The sequence below is a fragment of the Priestia sp. SIMBA_032 genome, assembly GCF_046535215.1.
GTDB lineage: Bacteria > Bacillota > Bacilli > Bacillales > Bacillaceae_H > Priestia > Priestia aryabhattai.
The window spans coordinates 1-19,379 of the sequence record NZ_JAWRXD010000039.1; the positions used below are offsets into that span (position 1 = coordinate 1).

Here is a 19,379-nt window from a genome sequence, read left to right on the forward strand (position 1 = left end):
GGTCCCGTGGTGTAGCGGTTAACATGCCTGCCTGTCACGCAGGAGATCGCGGGTTCGATTCCCGTCGGGACCGCCATGTTTTAGAAACGAAACAATGTGTTTCGTCTTTTTTATTGTTTGAACCATTTTTATATAAAACTTTACCGTCCTTAGGAGCAATCCTAAGGAATTTTTTATATACAAAGAAATTTCTTTATAGAATTGCGATGTTAAAGATTGTTGGATTTCTTACTGGATATGTATAGTCCACAACGTTTACAATATATATATACAGATTGAAATGAGGTTCTGAATGAATGACAGAGATTAACGAATTTACTTTTATGTCTACGTCTCCTGATGAAACTAATCAGCTGGCTGCTCGTCTAGCAACTTTATTAGAAGCTGGTGATGTGCTGCTGCTTGAAGGTGATTTGGGAGCTGGAAAGACAACATTCACAAAAAGTTTAGCTAAAGGATTAGGAATTGAACGCAATGTGAATAGCCCGACATTTACTATCATTAAAGAATACAAAAGCGGTCGCCTTCCTCTTTATCATATGGATGTGTACCGTCTAGGGGATGAATTTGAAGACCTAGGGTTTGATGAGTATTTTGAAGGAGATGGCGTGACGGTCGTGGAGTGGGCTCATCTGATTGAAGAGCAGCTTCCTAATGAATATATTCAAATCAATATTTACCATGAAAACGAAACGACTCGTAAAATCCTTGTAAAAGCAATAGGCAGTCGGTACGTTGAAATATGTAAGGAGCTTTTTAAAAGATGAAAATGTTAGCCATTGATACATCCAATTTTGTCATGGGTGTTGCTGTCGTTGAAGAAAACAAAGTAATTGGAGAAATTATTACGAATCTAAAAAAGAATCACTCTGTTCGTGTGATGAACGCTGTGGAATCTTTGTTAAAGGATTGTGATATTGCGCCTAGCGAGATAGACCGTATTGTAGTGGCACACGGTCCAGGATCTTATACAGGTGTACGCATTGGCGTTACCATTGCCAAGACACTTGCTTGGACTTTAAATATTCCTTTAATAGGTGTATCTAGCCTTGAGGCACTAGCAGCAAACGGTCGCTATTTTGATGGATATATTGCTCCGTTATTTGATGCGCGTCGTCAACAGCTTTATACAGGACTATATGAATGGAATAACGAACGAGGTCTTCTAGAAGTTGAAAGTGATCGACTTGTTATTAATAAAGACTGGGCGGAACATTTAAAGTCATACAACAAACCTATTTTATTCATAGGCAATGATCTTTCTATGCATGAAGAGGCGTTAAAAGAAGTGTTGGGTGAACAAGCCGTATTTGCCCATGTTCAGCAGTTTAATCCAAGACCAAGTGAATTGGCTTTCTTAGGAATGAAGAAAGAGCCGCAGTCTGTGCATACTTTTGTTCCGAACTACATTCGTTTAGCTGAAGCCGAAGCCAACTGGCTTGCTTCACAGCAAAAAGGATAAAAGAAGGTATAAACATGAAACTAACAATTAAGTTTCGTTTAATGGAAGTTAAAGATATTGATCAAGTAGTGAAAATTGAAGAGAAGTCTTTTACGACACCTTGGAGTTCAGAAGCGTTTCAAAATGAGTTAACCAATAATCAGTTTTCAACTTACATTGTAATGGAAGAAGGAGAAAATATTATTGGGTATTGCGGAACGTGGATTGTTATTGACGAAGCACATGTAACCAACATTGCGCTATTGCCAGACTACCGAGGTAAGGGACTCGGTGAATTGCTGCTGCGCAACGTGATGGACGTTCTTCGAAAACTAGGTGCTACGTCAATGACATTAGAAGTTAGGGTATCTAATCATATTGCACAATCATTGTATCAAAAGCTAGGTTTTAAACCTGGAGGTATTCGTAAGAATTATTATTCTGATAACAATGAGGATGCATTAGTTATGTGGGTGAATTTATGAGTGAAAATCAATTAATTTTAGCATTAGAAACAAGCTGTGATGAGACAGCAGCAGCCGTGATCCGAAACGGTCATGAAATTGTAGCCAATGTGGTGGCCTCTCAAATAGAAAGTCATAAACGATTTGGCGGTGTCGTACCGGAGATTGCATCCCGTCATCATGTGGAACAAATTACGGTGGTAGTTGAAGAAACTTTAAATCAAGCGAACTTGACGTTTGCAGATATTGATGCAATAGCTGTAACGGAAGGACCAGGGCTTGTGGGAGCACTTCTTATTGGCGTAAATGCAGCCAAAGCGCTAGCATTTGCACATCAAAAGCCATTAATTGGTGTTCATCATATTGCAGGACATATTTATGCAAACCAGCTAATCAAAAAATTAGAATTCCCGCTTTTATCGTTAGTTGTATCTGGAGGGCATACGGAGCTTGTATACATGGAAAGTCACGGTCAGTTTAAAGTGATTGGTGAAACGAGAGATGATGCAGCAGGAGAAGCTTACGATAAAGTAGCCCGCACGTTAAACCTTCCATATCCAGGCGGACCGCATATTGACCGCCTTGCACATGAAGGAGAGCCATTAATTGATTTGCCGCGTGCTTGGCTAGAAGAAGGATCCTATGATTTTAGTTTCAGTGGGTTAAAATCAGCAGTTATTAACACTGTCCACAACGCGAAGCAAAAAGGTGAAGAAATTCTTCCACAAACACTTGCTGCTAGCTTTCAAGCGAGTGTTATTGATGTGTTAGTAACTAAAACCGTTAAAGCTGCAAAGGAATATAACGTTAAGCAAGTGTTAGTAGCAGGAGGAGTTGCTGCTAATAAAGGACTTAGAGCAGCGCTAGAAGAGGCATTTGCACCATTATCAAACATTGCACTTATTATCCCGCCGCTATCTCTATGCACGGATAATGCCGCAATGATTGGAGCAGCAGCAAGTGTACGATTTGCTCAAGGAAAACGTTCAGATATGTCATTAAACGCAAACCCCGGTTTAGACTTGGAAGAGTAAGAGACGAATGAGATTTAGTTCTCATTCGTCTTTTTTTGTGGATAAAAATAATTTATCAACAATATTCAATAAATTTAGAATTAACTGTGGATAATTATGTGGAAAAGTCCGTGCACTCAGTACACGGACCTGTTATCAACAAGTTTTAATTATGAAAATCAGACAGATATCCACTATTTATTCACAGAGTGGATAAAGCTTGTTCTAAAGCGCACGAACAAGTAAATAGGATGAATAAATACGAAAAAAATATAGACTATTCTTCTAGAAGAAGCTGTAATTCTTCCCACTCTTCCATTAATGTGGATAACTGTGAAGAAATTTTTTCGTTTTCACCGTTTAATCTTGATACTTCTTCGTGGTTTTGATAAATTTCAGGGTCACAAAGAAGTTCTTCATTCTCTGCTTGTGCGGCTTCTAATTTGTTTACTTCAGTTTCAATTTCTTCAATGCGGCGCGTTCGCTGTCTCATCAATTTCTTTTGTTCTTTATCTTGTTTATAGGACTGTTTATCTACTTTTACCGTGCGTTCTTCGTTTGCTTTTATATTTTCTAATTCTTTGATTTCCTCTATTTCTGCTTTCTTTTCTACATAATAGTCATAATCTCCAAGAAATTCTTCTACCCCTTCAGGAGATAGCTCTGCTATTTTGTTTGCAATACGATTAATAAAATAACGGTCATGTGAAACAAATAATAGAGTCCCCGGGTAATCAATTAACGCATTCTCTAGTACTTGTTTGCTATCTAAATCAAGGTGGTTAGTAGGTTCATCCAAAATTAAGAAGTTAGCTTTTTGAAGCATAAGTTTCGCAAGAGCCAAACGTGCTTTTTCACCACCGCTAAGCGTCGAAACGATTTTCAGTACATCATCACCTGAAAACAGAAAGTTTCCAAGCGCTGTACGGATTTCTTTTTCAGGTTTGGATGGGTAGTCATCCCAAAGCTCATTTAAAACGGTTTTATTAGACGTTAAATTGGCTTGCTCTTGGTCGTAATAACCAACCATTACATTTGAGCCAAAAGAAATAGTTCCAGTCTTGAAGCTGAGTTTATCCACAATACCTTTTAATAAAGTTGATTTCCCAACGCCATTAGGGCCAACCAACGCGAGGCTTTCACCTTTTTTAATGCGAAGGTTTGCCTGCTGGACGACATAGTTGTTTTCATCATATCCGATAGACACATCTTCGAGATTTAAGACTTCATTTCCGCTTTGGCGCTCAATTTCAAACGAAAAACTAGCTGATTTTTCGCCTTCGTTAGGTCGATTTATTAACTCCATTCGATCGAGCTGTTTACGTCTGCTTTGCGCACGTTTTGTAGTCGATGCGCGGGCGATGTTTCGCTGAATAAAGTCATTCAATTTTGCGACTTCATCCTGCTGTTTTTCGTACTGACGCAATTCTTTTTCATATCGCTCTGCTTTTTGTACAAGGTATTTAGAGTAGTTGCCTGTGTACTTGACCGTTGTTTTTTGTGTGACTTCATACACTTGATTTACGACTTTATCAAGGAAGTAACGATCGTGTGAAACAATTAAAATAGCTCCTTCATACCCTTGCAGAAACTGTTCCAGCCATGCTAAAGTTTCAATATCTAAGTGGTTGGTAGGCTCATCCAGAATAAGCAAATCAGGCTTTGTTAAAAGCAGTTTTGCAAGAGCCAAGCGCGTTTTTTGTCCACCGCTCAAGGAGGAAATAGGGGTGCTGTAGTCAAAGTTTGAAAAACGGAAACCGTGAAGAATAGATCGGGTATCTGCTTCATATTGATAGCCGCCTAAATCTTTAAACGTTACTTGAAGCTGATCGTACTCTTTGGTTAGTTTTTCGTATTGAACTGAATCATTAAAAATGTCTGGATCACCCATCTTCGTTTCAAGCGTACGTAATTCTTTTTCCATCTTCTTTAATGGAGCAAAGACAGTCATCATTTCTTCCCATATGGAGAGTGTTGACTCAAGAACTGTATCTTGTCCCATATAATCAATGGAAACACCCTTAGGTTTAATAATTTCTCCGCTGTCATAGGAAAGCTGCTCAGCAATAATTTTTAATAAAGTTGATTTACCAGCACCGTTTCGTCCCACTAGGGCAATGCGGTCTTTTGATTGTACTTCTAACTTTATATTCGATAAAATGGGTTCTGCCCCATAGTATTTTGTAATACCGTTCAATTGTAGAATAATCATTTTTTCACCTCTAGTAGTATATCCATAGTGTATTTTAACATATTTTTAACTACAAGTTCTTCCTACAAGCGTTTGTAATTTGCAGAGGGACAAGGACAAATGATGAAGCGAATGTTTTGATTCATGAAATAAAATGATTTTACCTGCACATTTTATACAGGATACTATGTTAAAATAAGAGATAAGTGCATCTCTGAACTTATATATGATGGATGTAAAAAATCCGTCATGACTACCAAACGGATCCTTTGAAGGGCTAATTGCTTCGTTCTAGCTATCGACTTTAAGTAGTGCTGGATAGACAAAAGCCGTCGAGGTGTGAAGCGGAGTATATATAAAACAAGAGAAAAGAGAGAGAATTGGAAGCGCTACCTCAAAGCGGTTGATGCTTTGTGAAAGGTAATGCAATATGACTTAAAAATGTTAGTAATGACATACATGAACTGAGGGGGTACAACGTGAACACTGAACAATTAAAAATACCACAAGCAACGGCTAAACGATTGCCGCTTTATTATCGTTTTTTGAAAAATTTGCATGCTTCTGGTAAACAGCGTGTGTCGTCAGCAGAGTTAAGTGAGGCAGTGAAAGTGGATTCTGCTACTATTCGTCGGGACTTTTCTTACTTTGGTGCATTAGGAAAAAAGGGATACGGCTATAATGTAAATTATTTACTTACATTTTTCCGTAAAACGTTAGACCAAGATGAAGTAACGAAAGTAGCACTGATTGGCGTAGGGAATCTAGGAACGGCCTTTTTAAATTATAATTTTATTAAAAATAATAACACTAAAATTGAGTGCGCTTTTGATGTGATAGAAGATAAAGTCGGTACGAAAGTAGGCGACGTGCCGGTCTATCATCTTGACCAATTGGAAGATTATATGAGTGATGACATCTCAGTAGCGATTTTAACCGTTCCTGCCACTGTTGCTCAGCAAATTACCGATCGTTTAGTGAGTTGCGGAATTAAAGGGATTTTAAACTTTACTCCTGCACGCTTAAACGTACCGGATGAGATTCGACTTCATCATATTGATCTTGCTGTAGAATTACAGTCGCTCGTCTACTTTTTGAAAAATTATCCTGTTGAATAAGACGGACTGTGTTACGATTTCCTTAAGTCTAAATTAATAAGGAGAGTGGGAATATGGGGATTGGAGCAGGCAGTTGGATTGTTATTGCTATTGTAGCACTGCTTATTTTTGGACCGAAACGGTTACCGGAGCTAGGAAGATCAGTGGGCCAAACGCTTAGAGAGTTTAAGCATGCCGCTAGCGGTGCATCAGAAGATCGTGAAAAAGATAAACAGCGTCAAGTAGATGACAAAGAGTAAAAGGGTGATCATAGTATGACCGAACAAGAAATGTCAATATATGATCATATAGGAGAGCTGCGAAAACGCATTTTAATTGTTTTATTTTTCTTTGTGATTGCCACAATTGGCGGCTTTTTTATAGCAGATAAGGTCATTGTCTATTTACAGCATGCTGATGAGGCAAAAAATTTAACGATGAATGCATTTAGGCTAACAGATCCAGTTAAGATTTATATGCAATTTGCTGTTATTATCGGCTGTGTACTTGCAGCTCCTGTTACACTGTATCAACTTTGGGCATTTATTAGTCCTGGTTTATATGAAAAAGAGCGTAAGGTAACGCTTGGATATATTCCTGTTTCCATTTTTCTCTTTATAGGCGGTGTCTCTTTTTCTTATTTTGTGTTGTTTCCATTTGTCGTCGATTTTATGACGCGCGTTTCTGATGAGCTGAATGTAAACCAAGTGATTGGCATTAGTGAATACTTTTCTTTTTTAATGCAGCTCACACTGCCTTTTGGCCTGTTGTTTCAGCTTCCTGTCGTCGTAATGTTTTTGACGAGATTAGGAATTATAACGCCTATGTTTTTATCTCAAATTCGAAAATATGCCTATTTCGTACTGCTAGTTATTGCCGCACTTATTACACCACCGGAATTGCTCTCGCACATGATGGTGACAGTGCCGCTCTTAATTTTGTATGAAATCAGCATCATTATTTCCCGCATTTCGTATCGCAAAGTGTTAAAGGCAAGGGCAGAGCAAGAAAGAGAAGATGTTAGTATGTAAAAAAACCACTGAAACAGTGGTTTTTTTATTTAGATGAATCATCTTGATTTTTATATTGCTGCTGCAATTTTTTAATTTTGTAGTGCAAGATAAAGATGCGAACCGCAAACCTGAAATCAAATGCGGCTACGAGTGCAAATAAGATTGTGGGGAAATTCCAAACGGTTTCCTGAGCATTTTGAATTGCCAAGTAAGTAAATAAAACCCCCATAATAATATAAATAAACCCTCGTGTTAAAGGGATATTCTTCATAAAAACATGCCTCCAAAAATAAACTGCATTTGTTCTGCTTGTTTTTGCATTTCTATAATTTTATCTGCAAAAATAGTTTGAGATAAAATAACGATTGTATTCATCAACACGTGAGCAATAATAGGTACAACAATTAGTCTCGTTCTTGCATAAAGGAATGCAAATACAAATCCCATAGCTGTATACACAAGTAAATGTTTAAAATCCCAGTGTACCGCAGCGAAAATAAGGGAACTAATAAATGCAGAGATAAAGAAATTGTATCGTTTGTGAAGAGAGCCGAAAATAATCTTTCGGAAAATAATCTCTTCTAGTATTGGTCCAATAACAGACGTAACGACAATAAGGAACGGTGTTGCTTTAACAAGATTAACAATATTTTGTGTGTTTTCAGATACTTGGGTAATGCCAAGAGCGTGCTCAATCATACCTGCTACAGCTTGACCAGCCATAGCCAGGAACACCCCAAGGACTGACCAGACCACAGTTACCGTTGTTCCCGCATGTTCTATACGCATGGACATATCACGGCGCAGCAGCAGTAAGACAATAAGTAAACCAAGGATAAAGCTAATGATGGTCCAATAAGTCAAAAGCATGACATTCGCTGTTCGAACTGGATATTGATCAAACATTCCTGTTAATTTTAACAGCGGTATACCAACAACTCCTGAAAACTGCATAAGGATGTAGGTGAGGATAACATACCAATAACGTTTTTCCAATCTTCTATACTCCTTTAAAAGGTTTTTATGTATATATGTCGAAGAAGTACTGTAAAGTTAGCAATTTCTTCTTGCTCGTATTGTAACATACATATTATTGAACAGAGAAAAGAATGCTTTATTTCTCAAAATCGTCGAAATCTAAGACTATTATATGTAGTTGTCGTAAATTTTAAATTTTTTTTGTTTAATACTTGCAAAAAAAACCCACTTTGTTTTAATATAATAATTGTGTTAGCACTCGTTGAGGTTGAGTGCTAATAAAAATGTAAACATATTATTTGAGGAGGTTGTTTCACTTGTTAAAGCCATTAGGTGATCGCGTAGTGATTGAACTTGTAAAATCTGAGGAAAAAACAGCAAGCGGTATCGTGTTACCGGACAGTGCAAAAGAAAAGCCACAAGAGGGTAAAATTGTTGCTGTTGGTACAGGTCGAGTATTAGAAAGCGGTGAGCGTGTAGCTTTAGAAGTAGCTGCGGGCGATCGTATCATCTTCTCAAAATATGCGGGTACTGAAGTGAAATACGAAGGTACTGAATACTTAATTTTACGCGAAAGCGATATTTTAGCTGTAATCGGCTAATTTTAACCACAAACTTATCATACGTAAAAAATAGATTATTAAGAACATCTTGAGGAGGTCAAAGAACATGGCAAAAGACATTAAATTTAGCGAAGAAGCACGTCGCGCAATGCTACGTGGTGTAGATACATTAGCAAATGCTGTAAAAGTAACGCTTGGACCAAAAGGTCGTAACGTTGTATTAGAAAAGAAATTCGGTTCACCGCTTATTACAAATGATGGTGTAACAATTGCAAAAGAAATCGAATTAGAAGACGCATTTGAAAATATGGGTGCTAAATTAGTAGCGGAAGTTGCTAGCAAAACAAACGACGTTGCTGGTGACGGTACAACTACTGCAACAGTTTTAGCGCAAGCAATGATCAGAGAAGGTCTTAAAAACGTAACGGCTGGTGCTAACCCAATGGGTATCCGTAAAGGTATGGAAAAAGCAGTAGCTGTAGCGGTTGAAGAACTAAAAGCAATCTCTAAACCAATTCAAGGTAAAGATTCAATTGCTCAAGTAGCGGCTATCTCAGCAGCTGACGAAGAAGTAGGTCAACTAATCGCTGAAGCAATGGAGCGCGTTGGTAACGACGGCGTTATCACACTTGAAGAATCAAAAGGTTTCACAACTGAATTAGAAGTGGTAGAAGGTATGCAGTTTGACCGTGGATATGCATCTCCTTACATGGTAACTGATTCAGATAAAATGGAAGCTGTATTAGATGATCCATACATCTTAATCACAGACAAAAAAATCGGTAACATTCAAGAAATCTTACCGGTATTAGAGCAAGTTGTTCAACAAGGCAAGCCTCTATTAATCATCGCTGAAGATGTAGAAGGCGAAGCTTTAGCAACATTAGTTGTGAACAAACTTCGTGGTACATTTACAGCTGTAGCTGTTAAAGCTCCTGGTTTTGGTGATCGTCGTAAAGCAATGCTACAAGACGTTGCGATCTTAACAGGCGGAGAAGTAATCACTGAAGAGCTTGGTCTTGACTTAAAAACAGCAGGCATCGATCAATTAGGTCGCGCTTCTAAAATTGTTGTAACAAAAGAAAATACAACAGTTGTAAACGGTGCAGGAAATGCAGAAGATATCCTAGCACGCGTAAACCAAATCAAAGCTCAGCTTGAAGAAACAACTTCAGAGTTTGACCGTGAAAAATTACAAGAGCGCTTAGCAAAACTTGCTGGTGGCGTAGCTGTAATTAAAGTTGGTGCGGCAACTGAAACTGAGTTAAAAGAACGTAAATTACGTATTGAAGATGCATTAAACTCTACGCGTGCTGCGGTTGAAGAAGGTATCGTAGCTGGTGGTGGTACTGCATTAGTAAATATCTATAATAAAGTAGCAAGCATCGAAGCTGACGGTGACACTGCTACAGGTATCAACATCGTATTACGTGCGATTGAAGAGCCTGTACGTCAAATCGCTCACAACGCTGGTTTAGAAGGATCAGTAATCGTTGAGCGTCTAAAAGGCGAAGCAGTTGGAACTGGATTCAACGCTGCAACTGGCGAGTGGGTAAATATGCTAGACACTGGTATCGTTGACCCAACAAAAGTAACGCGTTCAGCTCTTCAAAATGCTTCTTCTGTAGCGGCTATGTTCTTAACAACTGAAGCAGTTGTTGCTGACAAGCCAGAAGAAGGCGGAGCACCTGCAATGCCTGACATGGGCGGCATGGGTGGAATGGGCGGCATGATGTAATCATTGCCCTCTCTGAAAAAGCGACCAAGTACTCACTTGGTCGCTTTTTTGCGTGCGTTAATATTTTCAGATTTTTTTAAAATTTGTTAAGATAGTACTATGTTTATTGGAAAACATACTAAACTCAAGGCTTAACTGAGTTTTAAGGGGGAGCTTCGTTGATTCAGCTCGATCATATTAATAATAAATTAAATCAAGTATTAGAAAACATCGATCAAATTGTAATTGGAAAGCGTCATGTATCTACGTTGAGTCTGGTTGCTTTGCTTGCAAAGGGGCATATTTTGCTTGAAGATGTGCCGGGTGTGGGGAAAACGATGCTCGTGAAGGCACTGGCCAAATCGATTGATGCAGAATTTAAACGAATTCAATTCACGCCTGATTTGCTGCCGTCCGATGTAACAGGTGTTTCTATTTACAGTCCAAGAGACATGGAATTTCATTTTCGTCCAGGTCCTATCATGAGCCACATTGTGCTCGCTGATGAGATTAACAGGACTTCTCCTAAAACACAATCGGCGCTTTTAGAAGCAATGGCTGAGCATCATGTAACAACCGATGGTATCACCCGGGAAATTCCAGCGCCTTTTTTTGTGATGGCTACTCAAAATCCTGTTGATTTTGATGGGACCTATCATTTGCCGGAAGCGCAGCTGGATCGTTTTTCATTCAAACTAAGCATGGGGTATCCTACGCAAGAAGAGGAGCTTCAAATTTTAAATGGCGTATCGACTCAAGTTAACCTTGAAGATGTCAAACCCGTTATGAGCGTTCCAGAATTAGTACAGGCTCAAAAAGCTGTAAGCAGTATTTATGTAGATGATACGATCAAGCACTATATCATCGAAATCATTCGCAAAACGCGCTCTCATCCACATGTTTCGTTAGGTATCAGTCCTCGTGGAACGGTTTCCTTTATGAAGGCCGTTCAAGCATATGCTTTAGTGAAGGGAAGAGATTACTGTCTTCCTGATGATGTTCAAGAGCTTGCTTCGTATGTGTGTGTACATCGATTAACGCTAAGATCTGATACCCAGTACAGCGGCTTAACAGCGGGTGATGTGATGAAGCAAATTATGGCTGACACGAAAGTACCTGTTAAAAGGTAAGAGGTACTTTATGAAACAGTATATAAAAGTGATATGGAATAAATGTAGAGACTGGTTCGTTTTATTCTGCATCTTTGCTGCTACGTTTTCTTACGCTATGTTTCAAGGAGGCTTTGTCAGCTGGTTTTTATTTTATAGCTTCTTACCTTTTGGGTTATATGGGGTAGCCGTTTTGCTTTATCCGTTGAAGAAGTGGAATGTTACTCGTGACATGAAGCTACAGCCTCGATTCGCTGGAGACCATCTTTCGTATGATATTCACATTACACGCTCCTCGGCTTTTCCTGTTTATATGGCAGCGGTGAAAGAGGAAAGTAACTTTTTAGATCAAGAAGAAAGAACAATTTATCCGCTTTTTCAACGAAACGCCGTTATTCCGTATGAAAGATCGTTTGTAGAAAGAGGAGAATATGAATTTTTTACGATTTCGATTGAAATGAGTGATTTGTTAGGAATTGTAAAAAAGAAGGCGTATTATCCGCTGCAGCAGCGATTTATCGTTTATCCTCAAATTCATGAGGTAGATATCCCGTTTCTTTTAGCGGGAATAGAAGAAGGGAAAAATGAAGTTTCGACGGGAAATCAATCTACTACGTTAGTGACAGGCATTAGAGAATATCAGCCGGGTGACCGATTAGGGTCTATTGATTGGAAGGCGACGGCCCGTAAAGCTACGTTGATTTCTAAAGAGTTCGGTCATTATCATGAACGAAGCATGATTATCATTGCAGATGTTATGAGTCCTCTATATTTTGAAGAGCGAATGAGCTTTCTAGCATCCATGCTCATTCATGAAGAAACCAAGCGTAAAAAAGTCGATTTTCTTTTAGCTGGAGATGCCTTTTTTTCGCCAAAAACCTCTGAACAAAAGGAGACTGATAACCTGTTGCATCACTTAGCACGTGCACAGCCTAGTAGCAATCGAACATTCGAAACAGAATTTAAGAATATTGCCATTCAAAAGCAGCATTCTTTTATGGTCATTGTCAGTCAAGTTACCGGGACTCTTATTGGGCAGGTTCAATCTAAGCTGAGTTTCCATGCTAAGGCGTCACTAATTGTTGTTAAAGATGCAGGAGCAGGGCTTAGTGACGAAGAGGCCGTTATTGTAAATGGAATACAATCTTCTGCTTTAACGATTGAAGTCATTAATATTCCACTTTCTCTATCATCTAAAGGAAGTGAGGGCGGAAATAAGTGAATAAATCAGCTTGGTATGTAAAAAATATCTTATTGTACGCGGGAGCTTTCTTTTTATTAGTGGAATGGCTTCTCCCTTTAAACGAAGTAACGGATACCAATCAAATTCAATACTTTATCCTGTTTGTTGCTTACTGCTTTTTGAGCTTAACGTTTCGCTTGCCGTTTATCTTGATGACGTTAGGGAGCATGTTGTTTATTTTGTTTTCACTTCACAATCTTTATTTTCAAGGGGCCTTCTTTTCTTCAGACTGGCTTCCGAGACTGCTGGAAATTCTTCAGTCGGATGTACAAAGTATTATGCAGTGGGATATAGCGAATTTATCATTTGAAATGAGGAGCACTTTATTTTTTGTGTTGCTTTGGATTATGGCTTATTTAATTCGATATTGGATCTTTTATCAAAAAAGAATTTTCTTCTTTTTCTTCTTAACCATTTTGTATATTACTGTGTTGGATACCTTTTCTACTTACGATGCGGGAGCTGCTATTATTCGCGTAATGATTATCGGATTTTTATTAGTAGCCATGCTTCGCATAAATCCTGAACGTATAAAAGCTGCGAGCACTGAGCGTTTAGAAAATAGAAAACGATCGTTTCTTTTTCTAGGCAGCTTTTTAGCTATCGTCATTGTGCTGGCTTATCTCGCTCCTAAACCAGGGCCACAGTGGCCAGATCCCGTACCTTTTATCACAGCGCATACAACAAATCAAGGACAAGGAGAATCTGCAAGCGGTCAACGAATTGGCTATGATATGGACGATTCTAAATTGGGAGGATCGTTTGTTAATGATGATACGGTTGTGTTTACAGCCAAAGTAGAGGATGAGCACTATTGGCGTATTGAAACGAAGGATGTTTATACAGGTAAGGGGTGGGAGCTTTCTAAAGAGGAAGAAAAAGTGCCTTTCAAAGGAAATGAAAACTTACTCCCTCAATATGACGCAAATGCAGCAGGACAAGTAAGAAAAGCGGAAGTTACCTATTCGCAGCCTTCTGTTCATCTTATGCATGTTCCTCAACTGCTGTCGCTAACCTTAAAAAATGGCATTCAAACCGATGTTACACCGACAAATGAAAAATTATATCCTTATCAAAATGACAAGCTTGTTACTGTTCAATCGTATGAGCTGACGTATAAATATCCCGTATTTGATATTGGACTTCTTCAGCAAGCAGAGGAAAAAAAGGCAGAGAGTCTAGAGAATAATAACGAATTTATAGCAAGGTATACACAACTTCCTGCTAACTTGCCGAAACGAGTAAAGGATTTAGCTCGTGAGGTAACAAAAAATAAGAACAATCGTTATGAAAAAGCGAAAGCCGTTGAAGAATACTTCCGATCAAATCCATATGTATATGATACTGAAAATGTTCCAATTCCTACGAAAAATAAAGATTATGTGGATCAATTTTTATTTGATACAAAAAGAGGGTACTGCGATAACTTCTCTACTTCTATGGTCGTGCTGCTTCGTTCATTAGATATTCCTGCTCGGTGGGTAAAGGGCTATACAGAAGGTGATGCCACCGTTATTTCAGGAAGTAGTAAGTGGACAACCTATGAAATCACACAAAATAATGCTCATGCTTGGGTCGAAGTCTATTTTCCAGGAGCGGGTTGGGTACCTTTTGAACCAACAAAAAGTTTTTCTAATCCTTATGATTTTGTAGATAAACCTAACAACTCTAGTGAAAATAGTCAAAGGGAAGAAGAGAAACAAGAAATGCAGGTGAAGGAGCAGCCTAAGGAAAAAGAGCTTCCGGCACAAGAAGAAAGAGCGAAAGAAAAAACAGCTTCTCTTCAAAATGCTAAGCTGTCTATGAAGTGGAAAGTGTTTTTCTACGGACTGATGGTAGTTATGTTAATAGTAATATATCTCAATCGATTTAAATGGTTTTTACCTTTTTATATCTCTTTTTATAAAAAGAAAGAGAGTGTGGAAACCTTTCAATCAGCGTATGCTTTTTTACTTAAAAGACTCGCTGCAAATGGACTAAAGCGGCAAGAAAGTCAAACGCTGCGCGACTTTGCAAGAGAAGTAGACGAAAAATTAAATACGGTAAATATGCTACAATTAACGGAAAAATACGAGCGGGTTTTGTATCGAAATGCAGATTCCATAAAAGAATGGAAAGAGTCGATTGAATTGTGGGAAAATTTAATCAAAAAAACGAGTTCTTGACCATTGTTTCACGGATTGATAGAATATTGTCGAACTTACTATAAATGTTTCGTATACCTTCATATATCCTCGATAATATGGTTCGAGAGTCTCTACCGGGTCACCTTAAACGATCTGACTATGAAGGCAGAACAGTCTATTTGACGATAAACGTCGTGCTCAACTAGACTTCTGCCTTTGTTTTTTGAGGGAGAAGTCTAGTTTTTTTTATATTTTAGGGCATAATAACAAGTGATTATTTACACATTCGGAGAGGTGAACAAGATGGAAGGCATGATTGTTGTATTAGATTTTGGTAGTCAATATAACCAACTGATTACGCGTCGCATTCGCGAGTTCGGAGTATATAGTGAATTGCATCCGCACACAATTACAGCAGAAGAGATTAAAGCATTAAATCCAAAGGGAATTATTTTCTCTGGAGGCCCAAACAGTGTGTACGGTGAAAACGCATTTCACTGCGATGAAAACATTTTTGAATTAGGTATTCCTGTTTTAGGTATTTGTTATGGAATGCAATTAATGACTCATCATTTTGGCGGGAAGGTAGAAGGTGCTAGCCATCGTGAATATGGTAAAGCAGCGATTAACGTACAAAACGATTCATTAATGTACCATGAGTTGCCAAAAGAACAAGTTGTTTGGATGAGTCACGGTGATTTAGTTGTAGAAACACCAGCTGGTTTTGAAGTGGACGCAACTAGCCCATCTTGTCCAATTGCCGCAATGAGTAACAAAGAAAAGAATATGTACGGAGTGCAGTTCCATCCAGAAGTTCGCCATTCAGTGCATGGTAACCATATCTTAAAGAACTTCGTGTTTGAAGTATGTCATGCTGAAGCAAACTGGTCAATTGAGAACTTCATTGAAGTTGAAATGGATAAAATCCGTGAAACAGTTGGAGATAGAAAAGTACTTTGCGCACTTAGCGGCGGAGTAGACTCTTCAGTAGTAGCTGTATTAATTCACAAAGCAATTGGTGATCAGTTAACATGTATGTTCGTAGATCACGGTTTATTACGTAAAGGTGAAGCGGAAAGCGTAATGGAAACATTTAGCGAAGGCTTTAATATGAACGTAATTAAAATCGATGCAAAAGATCGCTTCTTAGAAAAATTAAACGGCGTATCAGATCCTGAACAAAAGCGTAAAATCATCGGTAATGAATTTATTTATGTATTCGATGACGAAGCTGCTAAATTAAAAGGGTTTGATTTCCTAGCTCAAGGTACGCTATACACAGATATTATTGAGAGTGGGACAGCTACAGCTCAAACGATTAAATCTCACCACAACGTAGGTGGATTACCGGAAGATATGCAGTTCAAACTAATCGAACCATTAAACACGCTATTCAAAGATGAAGTACGTGCATTAGGTTCTGAATTAGGTATTCCTGATAACATCGTTTGGCGCCAGCCTTTCCCAGGACCAGGTCTAGGTATTCGTGTACTTGGTGCAATTACGGAAGAGAAGTTAGAAATTGTACGTGAGTCGGATGCTATTTTACGTGAAGAGATTGCAAAAGCTGACTTAGAGCGCGATATCTGGCAATACTTTACGGTTCTTCCTGACATCCGAAGCGTAGGTGTAATGGGAGATGCTCGTACGTATGATTACACAATCGGTATTCGTGCTGTTACATCGATTGACGGTATGACTTCTGACTGGGCGCGTATTCCTTGGGATGTGCTTGAAGTTATCTCAACGCGTATTGTAAACGAAGTTAAGCATATTAACCGCGTAGTGTATGATATTACAAGTAAGCCACCTGCAACAATTGAATGGGAATAATATGTAAGAAAACCGAACAAACGAACATTCTTTTATAAGAATGTTCGTTTTTTGTTGACTTTTTTAAAAAGTTAATGGTAGGATAGTAACATAAAATAGCGAGATATAGCTTTAATGTCGTATAATCTTGGGGATAAGGCCCAAAAGTTTCTACCGAGCTACCGTAAATGGCTTGACTACGAGAAAGTAATACATGTATGTATAAAAATCTTTTGGTTTTTTTTGCTCATACATTTCTCTTTTAGTCGATTTTATGCCTTTACGCGCCATAGTGTAGAGGCATTTTTTATGGCTTGCCTAAGTGCATGCGGCTTCTATAAAGGGAGGAAAAAACGTGAAGAAGTATTTTCGTTTTGAAGAGCTGGGTACTAGCTATCGAAAAGAGTTTATAGCTGGCCTTACAACTTTTCTATCTATGGCTTACATTTTATTTGTTAATCCATCTGTGCTATCACTAAGTGATGTAAAGGATCTACCTGACAGTATGAGAATGGACCAAGGGGCTGTATTTACAGCTACTGCTTTAGCGGCAGCTTTGGGATCAATTGTTATGGGAGTGCTTGGCAGATATCCAATTTCATTAGCTCCAGGTATGGGATTAAACGCATTTTTTGCTTATACAGTTGTTCTGACGATGGGAATTCCATGGCAGACGGCTTTAACGGGTGTTATGATATCAGGTGTTATCTTTATTCTTTTAACATTAACAAGCCTGCGAGAAAAAATTATTAATTCTATTCCTATTGAATTAAAAATGGCTGTTGGAGCAGGTATTGGTTTATTTATTAGTTTTATTGGTATGAAAGGTGCCGGAATCATCGTCAAAGATGATGCCACATTTGTTGGACTGGGTGATTTAACTAACCCAACAACCTTACTTGCGGTTTTTGGTATTGTCATTACTATTGTATTAATGGTGCTTCGAGTAAATGCGGCTGTATTTATCGGTATGATTGTAACGGCTATAGCGGGTATGGCTTTTGGTTTAATTGATACACCTAAAGCAGTTGTTTCATCAGTTCCTAGTCTTGACCCGACGTTTGGGGCAGCTTTTCAAAATATCGGTGATATCTTTACTGTAAAGATGCTAGTCGTCATTTTAACTTTCTTATTCGTTGATTTCTTCGATACGGCAGGTACGATGGTTGCTGTAGCGAGTCAAGCAGGGCTTATGAAAGATAATAAGCTTCCGCGAGCGGGCAGAGCGTTACTGGCAGATTCTAGTGCGATTGTAGTTGGTGCTGTTCTTGGTACCTCATCAACAACAGCTTACGTAGAGTCTACGGCTGGAGTAGCAGCGGGCGGACGTTCAGGATTTACTGCCATCGTAACGGCAGCGTTTTTCTTAGTTGCACTGTTCTTTTCTCCGTTGTTAGCGGTCGTAACACCAGCTGTTACTGCGCCAGCTTTAATTACGGTAGGAGCTCTGATGGTGTCAAACTTAGGAGAAATCAATTGGAAAGAGTTCGAAGTGGCAGTTCCGGCATTTTTCACAGTGATCATGATGCCATTAACGTACAGTATTGCAACAGGCATTGCGGTTGGCTTTATCTTTTATCCTATTACAATGTTATGCAGTAAGCGTGGGAAAGAAGTTCATCCCATTATGTATGCTCTCTGTATCATCTTCATACTTTATTTCGCGTTCTTAGCAGAATAGTTTAAATAAAAAAGCTCAGTTTAATGACTGGGCTTTTTTTTTATGGTAAGATAAGAAAACTGCATAGCGGCTAGATAGCTATTGTAATAGAGACTATTCAATCATTTTACTGAAGGTTTACTTCATTAACTTTTTTATTTATAAAGTTTTTTAGAAAAACGATTGACTCTATATATTATATATGGTAAATTATTAAATGTCGCTGATGAACAGCGCAGTTGAGAGAAGCATCTTAAAAAAAGATGTTGACATCAAAACGATAGAATGTTATACTAATAAAGTTGCTTCAGAGCAACGCTTGAACTTTGAAAACTGAACAAAGCGACAAATGTCAACGTTAATTTTTTATTTTTAAATGAGCAAGTCAGACATTTCTTCGGAGAGTTTGATCCTGGCTCAGGATGAACGCTGGCGGCGTGCCTAATACATGCAAGTCGAGCGAACTGATTAGAAGCTTGCTTCTATGACGTTAGCGGCGGACGGGTGAGTAACACGTGGGCAACCTGCCTGTAAGACTGGGATAACTTCGGGAAACCGAAGCTAATACCGGATAGGATCTTCTCCTTCATGGGAGATGATTGAAAGATGGTTTCGGCTATCACTTACAGATGGGCCCGCGGTGCATTAGCTAGTTGGTGAGGTAACGGCTCACCAAGGCAACGATGCATAGCCGACCTGAGAGGGTGATCGGCCACACTGGGACTGAGACACGGCCCAGACTCCTACGGGAGGCAGCAGTAGGGAATCTTCCGCAATGGACGAAAGTCTGACGGAGCAACGCCGCGTGAGTGATGAAGGCTTTCGGGTCGTAAAACTCTGTTGTTAGGGAAGAACAAGTATGAGAGTAACTGCTCGTACCTTGACGGTACCTAACCAGAAAGCCACGGCTAACTACGTGCCAGCAGCCGCGGTAATACGTAGGTGGCAAGCG

At 38.9% G+C, this 19,379-nt stretch carries 17 protein-coding genes, 1 tRNA gene, 1 rRNA gene and 2 riboswitches; of the genes, 16 read left to right on the plus strand and 3 right to left on the minus strand.

Annotated elements, in window-relative coordinates:
• From SB717_RS31945 to tsaD, 5 genes are all read left to right on the plus strand, one after another.
• Nucleotides 1-76: transfer RNA gene (locus tag SB717_RS31945), tRNA-Asp, on the plus strand.
• Between the two features lie 220 nt (nucleotides 77-296).
• A complete protein-coding gene (tsaE, locus tag SB717_RS31950; RefSeq protein ID WP_013081426.1) occupies nucleotides 297-767 on the plus strand; it encodes a tRNA (adenosine(37)-N6)-threonylcarbamoyltransferase complex ATPase subunit type 1 TsaE in 471 nt (156 codons plus the stop codon).
• Nucleotides 764-1,462: a tRNA (adenosine(37)-N6)-threonylcarbamoyltransferase complex dimerization subunit type 1 TsaB gene (gene tsaB / locus SB717_RS31955; protein WP_074684283.1), complete on the plus strand. Its 699-nt coding sequence runs from the start codon at nucleotides 764-766 to the stop codon at nucleotides 1,460-1,462. The genes tsaE and tsaB overlap by 4 nt, the downstream gene beginning before the upstream one ends.
• A 14-nt stretch (nucleotides 1,463-1,476) precedes the next feature.
• Entirely contained in the window at nucleotides 1,477-1,926 is a 450-nt protein-coding gene (rimI, locus tag SB717_RS31960) for a ribosomal protein S18-alanine N-acetyltransferase (RefSeq protein ID WP_013055018.1), read from the plus strand.
• Nucleotides 1,923-2,939 (plus strand): tRNA (adenosine(37)-N6)-threonylcarbamoyltransferase complex transferase subunit TsaD, encoded by a 1,017-nt coding sequence (tsaD, locus tag SB717_RS31965; RefSeq protein ID WP_074684293.1) that lies wholly within the window; start codon nucleotides 1,923-1,925, stop codon nucleotides 2,937-2,939. Before rimI ends, tsaD begins: the two co-directional genes overlap by 4 nt.
• 256 nt (nucleotides 2,940-3,195) lie before the next feature.
• Here tsaD and SB717_RS31970 read toward each other — a convergent pair whose 3' ends face one another.
• On the minus strand, nucleotides 3,196-5,130 hold the full coding sequence (locus tag SB717_RS31970) for an ABC-F family ATP-binding cassette domain-containing protein (RefSeq protein ID WP_182007462.1): 1,935 nt from the start codon (nucleotides 5,128-5,130) through the stop codon (nucleotides 3,196-3,198).
• 458 nt (nucleotides 5,131-5,588) lie between these two features.
• Here SB717_RS31970 and SB717_RS31975 point away from each other — a divergent pair, with 458 nt between their 5' ends.
• Genes SB717_RS31975 through tatC form a run of 3 tightly spaced genes read left to right on the plus strand, consistent with a single transcriptional unit; the run spans nucleotide 5,589 to nucleotide 7,237 of the window.
• The gene (locus tag SB717_RS31975) at nucleotides 5,589-6,227 is read left to right on the plus strand and encodes a redox-sensing transcriptional repressor Rex (RefSeq protein ID WP_028410376.1); all 639 of its coding nucleotides are present in this window, start codon (nucleotides 5,589-5,591) and stop codon (nucleotides 6,225-6,227) included.
• A 53-nt stretch (nucleotides 6,228-6,280) separates the two neighbouring features.
• Nucleotides 6,281-6,466 (plus strand): twin-arginine translocase TatA/TatE family subunit, encoded by a 186-nt coding sequence (locus tag SB717_RS31980; RefSeq protein WP_074684286.1) that lies wholly within the window; start codon nucleotides 6,281-6,283, stop codon nucleotides 6,464-6,466.
• Between the two features lie 15 nt (nucleotides 6,467-6,481).
• Nucleotides 6,482-7,237 (plus strand): twin-arginine translocase subunit TatC, encoded by a 756-nt coding sequence (gene tatC / locus SB717_RS31985; RefSeq protein ID WP_410906731.1) that lies wholly within the window; start codon nucleotides 6,482-6,484, stop codon nucleotides 7,235-7,237.
• Nucleotides 7,238-7,262: 25 nt separating this feature from the next.
• Here tatC and SB717_RS31990 read toward each other — a convergent pair whose 3' ends face one another.
• Together SB717_RS31990 and SB717_RS31995 are read right to left on the minus strand one after the other, a co-directional pair.
• Entirely contained in the window at nucleotides 7,263-7,490 is a 228-nt protein-coding gene (locus tag SB717_RS31990; RefSeq protein ID WP_043977171.1) for a YdiK family protein, read from the minus strand.
• Nucleotides 7,487-8,215 (minus strand): CPBP family intramembrane glutamic endopeptidase, encoded by a 729-nt coding sequence (locus tag SB717_RS31995; protein ID WP_074684288.1) that lies wholly within the window; start codon nucleotides 8,213-8,215, stop codon nucleotides 7,487-7,489. The genes SB717_RS31990 and SB717_RS31995 overlap by 4 nt, the downstream gene beginning before the upstream one ends.
• A gap of 299 nt (nucleotides 8,216-8,514) precedes the next feature.
• Between SB717_RS31995 and groES the strand changes: the two genes are divergently transcribed.
• The 8 genes from groES to SB717_RS32035 all read left to right on the plus strand — a co-directional run.
• A complete protein-coding gene (gene groES / locus SB717_RS32000; RefSeq protein ID WP_013055026.1) occupies nucleotides 8,515-8,799 on the plus strand; it encodes a co-chaperone GroES in 285 nt (94 codons plus the stop codon).
• A 67-nt stretch (nucleotides 8,800-8,866) separates the two neighbouring features.
• Nucleotides 8,867-10,498 carry a chaperonin GroEL gene (groL, locus tag SB717_RS32005; RefSeq protein WP_028412700.1) on the plus strand — a complete coding sequence of 544 codons (1,632 nt, stop codon included), beginning with the start codon at nucleotides 8,867-8,869 and terminating at the stop codon, nucleotides 10,496-10,498.
• Between the two features lie 158 nt (nucleotides 10,499-10,656).
• Nucleotides 10,657-11,607: an AAA family ATPase gene (locus tag SB717_RS32010; protein ID WP_410906734.1), complete on the plus strand. Its 951-nt coding sequence runs from the start codon at nucleotides 10,657-10,659 to the stop codon at nucleotides 11,605-11,607.
• A 10-nt stretch (nucleotides 11,608-11,617) separates the two neighbouring features.
• Nucleotides 11,618-12,808, plus strand: a complete 1,191-nt coding sequence (locus SB717_RS32015; RefSeq protein ID WP_410906736.1) for a DUF58 domain-containing protein — start codon at nucleotides 11,618-11,620, stop codon at nucleotides 12,806-12,808.
• The gene (locus SB717_RS32020; protein WP_410906738.1) at nucleotides 12,805-14,994 is read left to right on the plus strand and encodes a transglutaminase TgpA family protein; all 2,190 of its coding nucleotides are present in this window, start codon (nucleotides 12,805-12,807) and stop codon (nucleotides 14,992-14,994) included. Before SB717_RS32015 ends, SB717_RS32020 begins: the two co-directional genes overlap by 4 nt.
• A gap of 39 nt (nucleotides 14,995-15,033) precedes the next feature.
• A riboswitch (purine riboswitch) is annotated at nucleotides 15,034-15,135 on the plus strand.
• 123 nt (nucleotides 15,136-15,258) lie between these two features.
• Nucleotides 15,259-16,788 carry a glutamine-hydrolyzing GMP synthase gene (guaA, locus tag SB717_RS32025; RefSeq protein ID WP_028410369.1) on the plus strand — a complete coding sequence of 510 codons (1,530 nt, stop codon included), beginning with the start codon at nucleotides 15,259-15,261 and terminating at the stop codon, nucleotides 16,786-16,788.
• 97 nt (nucleotides 16,789-16,885) lie between these two features.
• Nucleotides 16,886-16,987: riboswitch (purine riboswitch) on the plus strand.
• A 135-nt stretch (nucleotides 16,988-17,122) separates the two neighbouring features.
• Nucleotides 17,123-18,448, plus strand: coding sequence for an NCS2 family permease (locus SB717_RS32030; RefSeq protein ID WP_074684292.1), 1,326 nt, complete (start codon nucleotides 17,123-17,125; stop codon nucleotides 18,446-18,448).
• Nucleotides 18,449-18,821: 373 nt separating this feature from the next.
• Nucleotides 18,822-19,379 (plus strand): 16S ribosomal RNA (locus SB717_RS32035); the annotation flags it as partial.

What these genes read in the sequence shown, in the direction of transcription:
- rimI (WP_013055018.1), top strand. Translation starts at nt 1,477, where the DNA reads ATGAAACTAACAATTAAGTTTCGTTTAATGGAAGTTAAAGATATTGAT.
- tatC (WP_410906731.1), top strand. Translation starts at nt 6,482, where the DNA reads ATGACCGAACAAGAAATGTCAATATATGATCATATAGGAGAGCTGCGA.
- SB717_RS31990 (WP_043977171.1), bottom strand. Translation starts at nt 7,490, where the DNA reads ATGAAGAATATCCCTTTAACACGAGGGTTTATTTATATTATTATGGGG.
- guaA (WP_028410369.1), top strand. Translation starts at nt 15,259, where the DNA reads ATGGAAGGCATGATTGTTGTATTAGATTTTGGTAGTCAATATAACCAA.
- SB717_RS32015 (WP_410906736.1), top strand. Translation starts at nt 11,618, where the DNA reads ATGAAACAGTATATAAAAGTGATATGGAATAAATGTAGAGACTGGTTC.
- tsaE (WP_013081426.1), top strand. Translation starts at nt 297, where the DNA reads ATGACAGAGATTAACGAATTTACTTTTATGTCTACGTCTCCTGATGAA.
- SB717_RS31970 (WP_182007462.1), bottom strand. Translation starts at nt 5,130, where the DNA reads ATGATTATTCTACAATTGAACGGTATTACAAAATACTATGGGGCAGAA.
- groL (WP_028412700.1), top strand. Translation starts at nt 8,867, where the DNA reads ATGGCAAAAGACATTAAATTTAGCGAAGAAGCACGTCGCGCAATGCTA.
- tsaB (WP_074684283.1), top strand. Translation starts at nt 764, where the DNA reads ATGAAAATGTTAGCCATTGATACATCCAATTTTGTCATGGGTGTTGCT.
- SB717_RS31980 (WP_074684286.1), top strand. Translation starts at nt 6,281, where the DNA reads ATGGGGATTGGAGCAGGCAGTTGGATTGTTATTGCTATTGTAGCACTG.
- tsaD (WP_074684293.1), top strand. Translation starts at nt 1,923, where the DNA reads ATGAGTGAAAATCAATTAATTTTAGCATTAGAAACAAGCTGTGATGAG.